8 protein-coding genes and 1 pseudogene are annotated in these 11669 nt (G+C 55.7%); 7 read left to right on the top strand and 2 right to left on the bottom strand.

Annotated elements, in window-relative coordinates; all coding sequences use genetic code 11:
* From FH08_RS0133055 to FH08_RS0133030, 6 genes and pseudogenes are all read left to right on the top strand, one after another.
* A pseudogene (locus FH08_RS0133055) lies at positions 1-218 on the top strand (glyoxalase); the annotation flags it as partial.
* Positions 211-1458 (top strand): NAD(P)/FAD-dependent oxidoreductase, encoded by a 1248-nt coding sequence (locus tag FH08_RS0133050; protein WP_031362470.1) that lies wholly within the window; start codon positions 211-213, stop codon positions 1456-1458. The pseudogene FH08_RS0133055 and the gene FH08_RS0133050, both read left to right, overlap by 8 nt.
* A 27-nt stretch (positions 1459-1485) precedes the next feature.
* A complete protein-coding gene (locus FH08_RS0133045) occupies positions 1486-2889 on the top strand; it encodes an MFS transporter (RefSeq protein WP_031362469.1) in 1404 nt (467 codons plus the stop codon).
* Positions 2890-3034: 145 nt separating this feature from the next.
* Entirely contained in the window at positions 3035-3823 is a 789-nt protein-coding gene (locus FH08_RS0133040) for an SDR family oxidoreductase (protein WP_031362468.1), read from the top strand.
* Between the two features lie 76 nt (positions 3824-3899).
* Positions 3900-5279 (top strand): MFS transporter, encoded by a 1380-nt coding sequence (locus tag FH08_RS0133035; protein WP_051888725.1) that lies wholly within the window; start codon positions 3900-3902, stop codon positions 5277-5279.
* A gap of 62 nt (positions 5280-5341) precedes the next feature.
* Entirely contained in the window at positions 5342-6205 is an 864-nt protein-coding gene (locus FH08_RS0133030; RefSeq protein ID WP_031362466.1) for an IclR family transcriptional regulator, read from the top strand.
* 56 nt (positions 6206-6261) lie between these two features.
* Here the strand turns inward: FH08_RS0133030 and FH08_RS0133025 are convergent, their stop codons facing one another.
* Together FH08_RS0133025 and FH08_RS49710 are read right to left on the bottom strand one after the other, a co-directional pair.
* Complete coding sequence (locus tag FH08_RS0133025; RefSeq protein ID WP_235210574.1) at positions 6262-7377, bottom strand: AraC family transcriptional regulator; 1116 nt, start codon at positions 7375-7377, stop codon at positions 6262-6264.
* A 395-nt stretch (positions 7378-7772) separates the two neighbouring features.
* Positions 7773-9314: a methyl-accepting chemotaxis protein gene (locus FH08_RS49710; protein ID WP_051888724.1), complete on the bottom strand. Its 1542-nt coding sequence runs from the start codon at positions 9312-9314 to the stop codon at positions 7773-7775.
* A gap of 821 nt (positions 9315-10135) precedes the next feature.
* On the opposite strand from FH08_RS49710, the gene FH08_RS0133015 reads away from it, so the two are divergent.
* A complete protein-coding gene (locus FH08_RS0133015; protein WP_031362463.1) occupies positions 10136-11203 on the top strand; it encodes a porin in 1068 nt (355 codons plus the stop codon).
* The last annotated feature ends 466 nt before the right edge of the window (positions 11204-11669 follow it).

Raw genomic sequence — 11669 nt, 5'->3', positions numbered from 1 at the left:
CGTACTTCTGGTATTTCGACAATCCAGCCGGCGGGTTGATCGAGTATTACTCGGACGAGGATATCTTGACTTCGAAGTGGCAGCCGCGCGAGTTCGAGCCGAGCCCGACGATGTTTGCGGAATGGGCGATCGATGGCGGGCTCGATGGTCACACGCGCCGTCAGAAGAATGCCAAGGCCCCCGATGGACGCTTTATGACCGAGCGATCAAATGACTGATATCGGTGCAATCGATGGCTCAAGCCCGCCTCGCACCATCGCGGTAATAGGCGGTGGCCAGGCGGCGGGCTGGATCGTGAAGACGCTACGCAAGGAGGGCTTCGACGGCCGTCTCGTAATGGTTGCAGATGAAGTGCATGCGCCTTATGAGCGGCCGCCGCTGTCCAAAGCCGTTCTATCGGGTGAAGCAGCGGTTGATACGGTTAGCCTAGTCAAGCCGGACGATTTCGCTGCATTGAACGTTGAGTGCTGGCAACCCGATTGTGCTACCGAAATTGACCGCCAGCGTCGCCTGTTGCGCACGGCGCGTGGCCGGGAACTCGAGTACGACCGTTTGATCATCGCGACTGGTGGTGCGGCACGGCGTCTTGAAGGAGCGCAGGCGGCGACCAAGAATCTCGCCTATCTGCGCACTCTCGATGATGCGGTTTCCCTCGGTTCGCGAATGCGCGAGATTCGGCACTTGCTTGTCATCGGCGGAGGGTGGATCGGCCTCGAAGTGGCCGCCACCGCGCGCAAGCTCGGCGTGGAAGTCACCGTGATCGAAGGCGCGTCCCGGCTATGTGCACGCACGGTACCGCCGATTGTTTCGGAGTTCCTCGCGGATTTGCACCGCGCGCAGGGAGTCGACTTGCGAATCGGTGTCGGTCTGGCCGCACTCGACGATCATCCCGGTGATCCGCGCCGAGTCCAAGCGACGCTTGCTGACGGTACCTCCATCGATGCCGATTTTGCCGTCGCGGGAATCGGGCTGACACCGCATACCGCGTTGGCGGAAGCTGCAGGGCTGGCCGTGCAGAACGGCATTGTCGTCGATGAGTTTGGTGTGACGGACGACCCGGCCATCTTCGCATGTGGCGATGTGGCGAATCACATGAACGCGTGGCTCGGACGTCGTGTTCGGCTGGAGTCATGGGCCAATGCACAAAACCAGGCGATCGCCACTGCAAAGGCGAGCATTGGAATAGCTGCTCCCTATGCGGAAATTCCATGGTTCTGGTCAGATCAGTACGACGTGAACTTGCAAATCCTCGGAGATGTTCCGATGGACTCGAAGCCGGTGATTCGCGGCGATCTCGGAGCTCGACGGGCATCCCTGTTCTTTTTGAAGGACGGAGCAGTTCGCGGCGTGGTGGCGATCAACGCGCCTCGAGACCTCAAGCTTGCTCGCAAGTGGATGAACCAAGGACGCGAGGTTGACCGTGAGCGATTGATGGACACGACAGTTCCGCTTTCCTGATACAGATGATGGTCAATTGAGGATGGCATGAAAGCAATCGATAACGAAGTCCTGGCACAAGCGGGCAGCGCAACGCAGCCCGCGTTAAGCAAAGGCGCCATCGTAGCCCGCCTGGAACGGTTGCCTCGCAACGCCATGCAGGTTCGCGCAAGGCTTTTGATCGGCACCGCAACATTCTTTGACGGCTTCGACGTCATTGTCATCGCTGCTACGTTGCCCTTGCTCATTCAGAAATGGGGACTTACGCCGGGCCAGATCGGCCTGATGATCGCGTCCGGGTCGATCGGTCAGTTAATCGGTGCATTTTTGTTTCCGGCCATTGCCGAACGGTATGGTCGTGTCCGCTCAATCGCATGGAGTTCCGGGATCATAGGCGCGGCAAGTATTGCCTGCGGGTTCGCGCCGACGTTTGCGATGTTCGTGGCGCTGCGAGTGATACAAGGATTAGGGCTGGGCGGCGAATTGCCAGTGGCTGCCGCATACATCAACGAAATCACGCGCGCGCAAGGTCGCGGGAAGTTCGTGCTGTTGTATGAGATAGTTTTTCCTGTCGGATTGCTCGTGTCCAATGCACTAGGTGCCTTGATCGTGCCGCGCCTCGGCTGGGAGGCGATGTATTTCATCGGCGGCATGCCGATCCTGGTTTTCCTACTCATTCGATGGGCAGTCCCCGAGTCGCCTCGCTGGCTCGCAGAAAAGGACCGCTTGCTGGAAGCGAATGCGTCGCTCGCTGCGTTTGAGGCAACGGTCAGGGGGCCCTTGCCGCCGGTCCTCCGACAGGCGGAATTTGAAGAACTAGTCTCGGCTCATCCAAAACGCAGGGTGCGCGACCTTTTTGGGCGCATCTACATCAAACGTACGATTGCGGTGGCCATGCTCTGGATCACTTCGGGTGCGCTGCAGTACGGGCTGGCGACGTGGCTTCCGACCATCTACAAAGGCTCATATCACGCGCCGCTGCAGTTGGCACTGAATCTTTCGGTTGGTGCATCCGTGTTTGTCCTGTTTGGTGGCCTTGCATGCGCGCTTCTCGTGGACAAGGTTGGACGCAAGCCAGTGATCAATCTGTCATTTTTGCTTTGTGCCGCATCGTTGGTTCTCGCCGGCGTCTTTCATGCGTCTTCCGTCTATGTAGTAGCCACGCTTTGTGCACTCGGACTCGGCTTCATGGGATCGGGCTTTATGACCGCGTACGTCTACACCCCGGAGCTGTATCCAACGAGTATCCGGGCGTTTGGATGCGGGCTCGGCGGTGGATGGCTCAAGGTCGCGGCGATCTTCGCGCCAGCGCTCACAGGAAAGTTGATTGTCCAGGGCAATTTGCAACTGCTTTTCTTTTGCTTCGCGGCGATCCCCGCCGCAGCTGCGGTCTGTATTCACTTCCTGTCTATCGAGACGAACGGAAAAGTGCTCGAAGAACTCGAGGGGTGAACGCGGCCATCGCAGATAGGACGCTGTTGATTAAAGTGGCCCGGTTGATATCTGGGTGCACGGAAGCAGCGGTGATATCAACTTAAATACCTCTAGCCGTAAGAGCTGCCAGCTTACGAGGTGGAAACTGGAAGGGTGACGCGTCATGGATATGCAACTGCAGGACAAAGTGGTAGTGGTGACAGGGGGGACATCAGGCATTGGACTTGAAACAGCACGACAGTTGCTTTCGGAACAGGCGCTGGTGGTCATCTGCGGGCGCAATGAAGAAAAACTAGCGGCTGCGACCTCGAATCTCGCCCCGCATGGTGATGAAAGATTGCTCGGTATTCGTTGCGATGTCACCGACAGTGACGAGGTACAACGTATGCACGACGTGATCTCGCAAAGATTCGGTCGTGTTGATGGCTTGGTATGCAACGCCGGACAAGCGAAGGAAGGCAACTTTTTTACTAATACTGTACAAGATTGGCGTGACGAACTTGAGCTCAAGTTTTTTAGCTATGTACATCCCATCCGAGTCTTCGTGGAAGCTCTTAAGCGCGACGGAGCAGGAAGCATCGTTTGCGTCAACTCGACCGTGAGTACTCAACCCGAGCCCCATTTGATGACGAGTTCCGCCGCACGCGGGGGTGTGCTTAATCTCGCGAAATCGCTTGCCGGTGCGCTCGGACCGGAGATACGCGTCAACTCTGTCACGATGGGCCCGATCGCCAGCGGACAGTGGGAACGCCGCTATGAGAAACAGAAAAGCTCTGGCCAAAGCTACGACGCGTGGCTCCAGCAGGAGGCGGGCAAGCGTGACATCCCGCTTCGTCGATTTGGACGGCCAGAAGAGGCCGCGGCCGCGATCGTATTTCTCGTGTCTCCTCAGGCGAGCTATATCACGGGTGCGCGACTGGAGGTGTCGGGTGGCACGACACGGCATATCTAAGCGAGTGGGTAGGCCGAGACAATTCTAATGTTGTTGCCCGGATGCGCTTCGCTCCATTACCGCAAGATAGACAACTATGTACGCAGAAGCACGGTCGCAACCCGGTGACGTATCGGCATCCAAAAGCAAATCGCTTACTCGCGACCATTGCAAGGTCCTTGCGCTGGCATCAATGGGCGGGATGCTCGAATACTATGAATTTACAATCTTCATTTTTCTGACTCCGTTCACGAGTCAGCTATTTTTTCCATTAAGCAGTCCCTCGTGGCTCCGTGAGCTCGAGACGCTAACCATCTTTGCAGCGGGGTATCTCACGCGTCCCTTTGGAGGCATCTTGCTCGCCAGCCTTGGCGACAAGCTCGGCCGTAAAAAAATGTTTGCACTTAGCGTCTTGCTGATGGCAAGCCCGACACTGGCGGTCGGCCTTTTACCGGTCTATGCGCAGATCGGGATCTGGGCGCCTGCAGCCCTGCTAGCCTGTCGACTATTGCAAGGTGCGGCTTTGGGCGGTGAACTCCCGACCGCTATGGTTTTCGTTTCGGAGCATGTTCCGAAGCGCCGCTTAGGTTTGGCGTTCGGTTTGTTAGGGACTGGCGTAGTGTTGGGCTTTGTTCTCGCGTCGGGTCTCATCGCGTTGCTGCTGAATCACTACAGCAAAGCAGCATTTCTCGTTAGCGGCTGGCGAATTCCGTTTGTACTCGGTGGCGTTTTTGGTTTGATGTCTGCATTTCTGCGCCGGTACGTTGCGGAGACGCCGGTGTTCCGCGAGATGTCCGCGAGAAAGCATCTGGTAAAGGGCACGCCACTCAAGCAGTTGATTAAGCATTACCGCACCGAGACCGTACTTTGCTTGCTGCTGAGTATTGCTCCTGGTGTGATAGTTCCTGGGGTTCACTTGTTTCCCGCCATATATCTACAGACCGTGCGGCACTACGATCCGCGAGTGGTCAACGATGCGCTTTTCTGGCTGCAAGTGACGATGCTCGTCAGCGGAATAGCCGGTGGCTTGGTCGTCGACTTGATTGGCTGGCTGAAGGCCATCCTGATTACGTTTTCGTTGCTCGTGCTGACGCTGTTTGGCTTCTATGCTTTCGTGACACCGGCTACCCTGGACTTTTGGTTTTGCGCCCTCGGTCTTTTCCTGTCAGTTTCCATCATGCTTTACAACCCTCTGGTCTCTAGCTTCCCAGCACAGATTCGGTTGACGGGAATTGCGAGTGTCTACAACATTGGCGCGGCCATTTTCGGCGGAACCACGCCAGTGATCATGCAAGTCATTTCTCGTTACAGTAAATGGGGACTCGCCTTCTATCCTAGCGCCGCCGCGCTGATCGCGATGGTCGTTACGCCCATTCTATGGAAAATGCACAAGCCAATCGATCTCGAAGCTGTTGACCTGCCGTTCGATGCGTCAAGCCCAATTCAAAAAAAGGATCGCAGTGAAGAAGTGCTGTAAATTACACTAGACAGACATGCTCAGCCGGCTTGGCGACGGACAGGTGACTGCGAGAAAGGGATATGAAGCGTGACATAGACGACGAGATTTCGGATGACAGCAGGTTCGGCCCCTACCTCGTACCGGGGCTTGACCGAGGTCTGCGGATATTGATGGAGTTCTCGCCGCGTGAGCCGGTGCTAGGCGCCCCTGAGCTCGCCAAGCGTCTTAAAATACCCCGCACTACCGTGTTCCGCTTGCTGCAAACCCTGGAGTCGCTTGGCTTCCTTGAACGAGCCGACAAGGACCGAAACTATCGGTTGGGCGTTTCTGTCCTTCGCCTCGGGTTCGAATACCTGAGCTCACTCGAACTCACCGACCTCGGTATTCCGATTCTGGAGCGCTTGCGGGATCAAACAGGTTTGACGAGTCACATCGTGATTCGCGACGGAAGAGACATCGTGTTCGTGGCCAAGGCCCAGAGCTATGAGGCGATCTTTTCGTCGGTTCGAGTACATGTGGGTACGCGACTGCCTGCGCATGCAACGATTCATGGGCGCCTTTTGATGAGCGACCTGAGCCTCAAGGAACTGAAAAGTCTTTTTCCCGAATCGAGGCTTCAGCAATATACGGAGCGCACGCCGCGCACAGTGAAGCAACTCTACGAGCTGATCCGTGAGGACATCGAGCGAGGTTTCGTCGTCAGCGAATCGTCGTTCGAGCGTGGCATATCTGTCATCACGGCCCCAGTTCGCGATGACGCAGGCCGTGTAACAGCGGTCATAACTGTCACCATCCCGCGCGCTGAAATAACGCCGCAGGAACTCGCGAGTGGCCTTGTCGACAAGGTGAAAGCGGCGGCAGATGAACTTTCGTTGCGACTTAACTACAGACCCGATACGACCGGGGCACCAGGGCATTATCTCAAGTCGCTGGGACTCAAATAAGCTAGCGGCCGATCAGAAGTTACGTAAGGCATCTTTTCTATATGCCGATTGCGAGTTTAGAACGGATAGCCGGTCAGATCGCGCATATCGGTGACAGACTTGCCGTATTTGACGGGAGGCATTCCTGCCCATCGGCGAAAAGCGCGGGTAAAAGCTTTCTCCGACGAATAGCCCACGTTATGAGCGACTTCGATCAGGCGCGCCTTGCCATGCATCAGTTGTCCTGCTGCCAGATACATCCGATACGCGGTGAGGTGAGCAATGGGAGTTTCGCCAACCAACTCAAGAAATCGGGCGCTAAAGCGCGAGCGCGACATGCCGGCTTCCGCAGCAAGATCTTCAACCGTCCACGCCCTGGCGGGTTGCCGGTGAATTAACGCCATTGCTTTAACCAGATGAACATCGGTCATAGCCCGAAGCCATCCTGCATCCCGCGCCGCCGTGTTCGTCAGATAGGCGCGCAACAAGTGAACGAAGAGCACATCGGCAAGTCTGGACGCCGCCATTGCCCAGCCCGGTTGGCAGCTCATGGATTCCTGAATGAAGCTGGTCAGCGTGGCTTTGAGCCAGGCGGGTACCGCAGGATCCCCTGAATGGATGTGAATCAACGGAGGTAGCACAGACAGGAACGGATTTCGGCGTGTTTCTCGAAAGCCTACGATGCTGGTGTAGATGTCGCTCACTGCGCCGTCGCCACCCGCCGTGAAAGTCAACGGCGTATTGACCCTAGGGTGTACCCCACTGTTCTGCATCAGCGTAGTTAATGGAATGGCTGGAACATCCAGAGCCGAACACAATATATGTTCGTGGCCGTGAGGAAGAAGAACGAAGTCTCCTTCCTCAACCAGTACAGGATGCATCCCTTCGACGACGATATAGAACGGGCTCCCTGTGCACATCCGGAATGGCACGCCCGGGACGGCGGGTTTGATGAATGCCCAAGGCGCGGACAACGTGAATCGGCCCGTTACCACCGTGTCCGCACGCAGGTCGGACAAAGCTTTGCTGAGCAGATCCATGTGCCACTCGCCGTCGAGTTGCCCGGGGTCAGGCAGCCGAATACCGATAGATGGGTCCCTAGCGTCGAGAGTTTTATGCATCGGCATGTCTTTTTCCCATTTAGCCTGCCCCGGATGCTCGGCTCCGCCGAGTGACAAACCCACGCGTCCCATTTGTCCTTCCGCTGGATGGCTTCGAATATTCAGACGATCGCTGTGCTACAGAGTCGAAATCGGCTCGCGATGCCGCGACGAGCAACAGAACATCGGATTGTTGCATCTCGATGGAGCACATCAATAATGCCCGCTGTCTACGGTTCAGCTACGATTTGTTCCAAGGATAAAACGCTGGCTTGTATGCGGTCATTATATTCCGTCGCCAAAATGGAATTTAAGTTACGTGACGGTTTTGGGGAAATCCCTACTGCTGTGATGGGGCAACGTTGTCAATCGTCTCGCAATAGTTGCTTATAGTCCAGATGCAGAGCGCATATTCTCTCGCCGCACGTTCTGCGGCCTCTCAGCCGCGCCGCTCTGCATGGTGGCCACTGCTTCAGCCGCGTGATGAATCAACGAAACACTGCCGCGGTAGACTCCAGGGCATGCGCCTGTATCGCCAAGGCCTCCATTGCAGCGGCGGTTTGTTCGACGAGCGCTGCATTCCTTTGGGTGTCGTCGTCGATGCCGCCAAGTACCTGATGAATCTGATCCAGCGAGACACTCTGCGCTTTGCTGGCGCCCGCGACTTCTCCCATCAGGCTGCCCACGGTGGTGACAGCCTGAGCGAGTTCACCGATGACAGCATGAGCAACTCCAACGCGATTCTGACCGCTCTCGGCGCGTTGGAGAGACTGCTGAATCAGGGTTCTGATGTCTGCCGTAGCCTCGGCGGCTCGGGCGGCGAGCCTGCGAACCTCCTGCGCGACTACGCTAAAACCTCGTCCGTGTTCGCCAGCTCTTGCCGCTTCCACCGCGGCGTTGAGCGCGAGCAAGTTTGTCTGCGCCGCGATCGATTCGATCGCCTTTGTGACCTCCTTCATGTGTTCTGCACCCTCAGCAATCTCAGCCATGCATTCAACCACCGATTGAACGGCCTGAATACCTCGCACCGAGCCATGCGTCGCACTCTTCGCGACTCGCTCGGCCTCTTCGGCGTGCCCGGTGGTCTTGCTCACGAGTTCGACGAGTCCACCCAGGCTGGCGGTGATCTCTGCCGTTGCAGCGGCCTGGCTTTCGGTGCGGCTTGATAGGTCGATATTGCCCGTCGATAGTTGGTCGATAGATGTTGTCATCTCCGACAACTCGGTTCGGAGCTCGGAAACCATGGAGATCAGGCTCGCACGCGTGAGGCTCAGGGCATTGGTCAGCGGGCTTTCTGCAGCCGTTTCTTTTCCTGGTCCTGTGTATGTCAACTCGCCCGCAGCGATTAGATGCAAACTGTTTTCACAGTCGAGCAGGGGTGCGGACATGCGTCTGCGCAAGGTCGCCGAAGCTGCCATAGCCAGCAAGGTCGAGACGCCGAGTGCCCAGGACAGCGTCGCCGTGCTCACGTGGGCGCCATGGTGTTCCGTCAGCATGAGCATCGCGCCCGTCAATGTGCCCGGCAATGCGCAGAACGCGACAAGCGCGGCTGTATGACGATTGATCCGGAACGCATTGAAGGGTGTAGCCCAAGCTTTGAATACAGGCCGCCCGCCCTGCAGACCGCGCCATGACGCAGCCTTCGCAAGCTGCTGATGCAACGCCCTCGCTCGGTCGATTTCATGCTCGCTCGCGCCGGTCCTCACCGTGGTGGTGCCAACCAAACGGCCGTTTTCGTACCAGGGCGACATGCTGGTGCGGGTGAAAAGGATCTCGCCGTCGCGACACCTCATGCCAAGGATGCCTTCCCATCTCGTTCCGGTTGCAAGCGTGGCCGCGATATCCTTGAGTACTTCCGATGGCGTGTTCGGGTCGAGGTAACGCAGGTAGCTTGACCCGATCACATCATTGATCGGATATCCAGCCGCACGCGCAAATGCAGAGTTGGCGTAGAGAATGGAGTTTTTATCGGAACGGCTGATCATGTACTGCGCTTGCTTCTCATTGCTCTTCTGTCTGTCGATGTTCATGTCATTCCTGTTGTCAATTGGGGCGCGCTTGATCCTTGTTTATTACGATCAAGATCAAGGTAGGTTGAGATTGGATAGCTCGAAATAGGCTCAAGTTTGGCTTGACCGACTTTGCTCAATTAAAGCCGCTGCTTCTGCAATACCGAGTTCAGACTTGAGCGCTCTTACCTCAACGCGTTAGCGGCATCTAGATGGAAAGCTTTAGGGAGGTGCCAGGCAGATGTTCGTTGCTTTTTTGAACCAACGGAAACGGTTTCGCCTGCACGCAACGCATATTCGAAAATGAATAATTTAGTAGGATAACGAATCGATATTTCAAGAAATTTATCCTAAGTTACTGATTTGCATGTCCCGACGTTGTTTGCTTTGTGTCCAGCTCATCAAGGAGACCGAGCGCCACAGCTGCACTGGGAGCGATCGCTGTATTGCTTAAAGCGTTCGCGATAACAGTGTTGCAGGTTCGCAAAAAAGGCGTTTTGGCAACCAATAAGCGATGGTCGATGCCTCGGCCGAAAAACTGGCGAGTTAGGATTCGCTCGGTCGACGTCTCAACGTTATCCATTCGTATGTCAGCAGTCTGAATATATGGTGGCGTTCGAAAGGGCACCGTTTGGCGGGCGCGGATTTGCGGTGATTGTAGGGATAGGCGCGCAAGAATGATCGCTGACACCAGGTATCGCTTCGGTAATACAGACAATTTTTAGGATTCCTGATGTAAATATTTTTTTCTTGACGACGTGGATTTGAACATCGGTGTGTTCTGTACGGGTGGTTTTGTGGTCAGGTCGCCCGCGTGTAGCCAATTTGACAATGGGGTTTGAGTGAAAGCTATTCTTTGGGGTACTTGTGCTTCGCTTTTATGCAGCGCAGCAAATGCTCAGTCCAACGTTACCCTTTATGGAAGTCAGGACGTCGGCGTCGGATATTTCAACAATGTCGGCGGCTCTGGCAAGTGGACTACAGTTAACACTATGTCCCCTGACAGATTTGGATTCGTGGGACGCGAAGATCTTGGTGGAGGATTGGAAGCAATCTTCCGGCTAGAGAACGGGTTCTATACGACGACGGGCGCGATGGCTCTTCCCGGATCGATCTTCAACCGGCAAGCGTATGTCGGGTTGTCCACGGACAAGATAGGGACACTGACGCTCGGGCGGCAAACTCCGTTCAATTTCGACTGGCTAGGTCCCCTCAGCACTGCGTACGGCGCGGCAGACTGGTACATGTTTCACCCCGGCAACCTCGACGAGTTGGCTGGCATTAGCAATGTGCAATACCCGAATAGCGTGAAGTACACGACGCCAAACTATGGAGGGCTCACGCTGGGTGCAATGTTAGGCCTGGGCAATACAGCGAATTTCGGATATGGACGTAATTTTAGCGTTGGCATTGACTATGAGCAGGGGCCGTTGAGGGCCAGCGCGGTCTATTCCGACGAACATGATCGATCAACCTCAATTGCCACTACTGGAATAGCGACATTCCAAGGCAGTCCAGCTTCCACGTATATCGCGGATCGTATCGAAAACATGGGTGCCGGCGCAACATACGCATTTGGAAATCTGACCGTTCACGGGCTCTATACACGCACGAAACTAACAAGCGGACAACATGCCGATGTCTATCAAGCCATCGACGGCGGTGCTACGTACCACGTTTCTCCGGCTTATTCCGTTTCGACCGGGGCATTCACGACAACATTATCGGGCAAGCGCTGGACTGAATACACGCTTGGCAACGTGTACGCTCTGTCGAAGTCCACTCAGATATATGCCAATCTTCTTTTCGAGCGAGCCTCAGGCGAGGCGAAGGCTGCAATCTTTACGGCAGGCGTTGCGTCGGGTGGCAATCAGGTCGGCGTACTAGCTGGGCTGCATCACTCTTTCTGAGTTATCTGGCGTTGTGGGTGTCAGAAACGGCAGTGGAGGGCAAACGTATTGGCCTGGCGGCTTAGGGTTGTTGTTGATTTGATGCTTCTGCTGTTGCTGCCTAATACGCCAAGGTCGATGCACGACCCTCTTGCATTGAATCTAGTGGCCAACCCTTAAAGCGTGCGACATATGGCTCTTCCCACGCATTCCTCTGCTCGTAGGCGTCGATCGCAGGAAGCTTCAGTTCGGATAACCACACGCACGCGTGCTCCAATTCCGCGAATCTAATTTGTCCGCGTGCCCATTTCGAGGGGATTGAGCATGCATGCAATCAAGGATCCAATTTTATAAAGGCCTGTTTGGCCGATAAAAAGCGTTTCGGCAACCAATGCGAGAGGGGTGATGCCTATGTTTATAAATTGGTATAGGTACTTTCCCTTGATATGTTGATTTTGTTTTTGCGGCGCTGAACTGGATCCCTATA

Origin of the sequence: Caballeronia sordidicola (genome assembly GCF_000729995.1) — a bacterium.
Taxonomy (GTDB): Bacteria; Pseudomonadota; Gammaproteobacteria; order Burkholderiales; family Burkholderiaceae; genus Caballeronia; species Caballeronia sordidicola_A.
This window is presented reverse-complemented; position numbering and strand designations above follow the sequence as displayed.

Excerpts from the sequence above, each read along its gene's own strand:
- FH08_RS0133025 (WP_235210574.1), bottom strand. The coding sequence starts at position 7,377 with ATGGGACGCGTGGGTTTGTCACTCGGCGGAGCCGAGCATCCGGGGCAG.
- FH08_RS49710 (WP_051888724.1), bottom strand. The coding sequence starts at position 9,314 with ATGAACATCGACAGACAGAAGAGCAATGAGAAGCAAGCGCAGTACATG.
- FH08_RS0133030 (WP_031362466.1), top strand. The coding sequence starts at position 5,342 with ATGAAGCGTGACATAGACGACGAGATTTCGGATGACAGCAGGTTCGGC.
- FH08_RS0133035 (WP_051888725.1), top strand. The coding sequence starts at position 3,900 with ATGTACGCAGAAGCACGGTCGCAACCCGGTGACGTATCGGCATCCAAA.
- FH08_RS0133050 (WP_031362470.1), top strand. The coding sequence starts at position 211 with ATGACTGATATCGGTGCAATCGATGGCTCAAGCCCGCCTCGCACCATC.
- FH08_RS0133045 (WP_031362469.1), top strand. The coding sequence starts at position 1,486 with ATGAAAGCAATCGATAACGAAGTCCTGGCACAAGCGGGCAGCGCAACG.
- FH08_RS0133040 (WP_031362468.1), top strand. The coding sequence starts at position 3,035 with ATGGATATGCAACTGCAGGACAAAGTGGTAGTGGTGACAGGGGGGACA.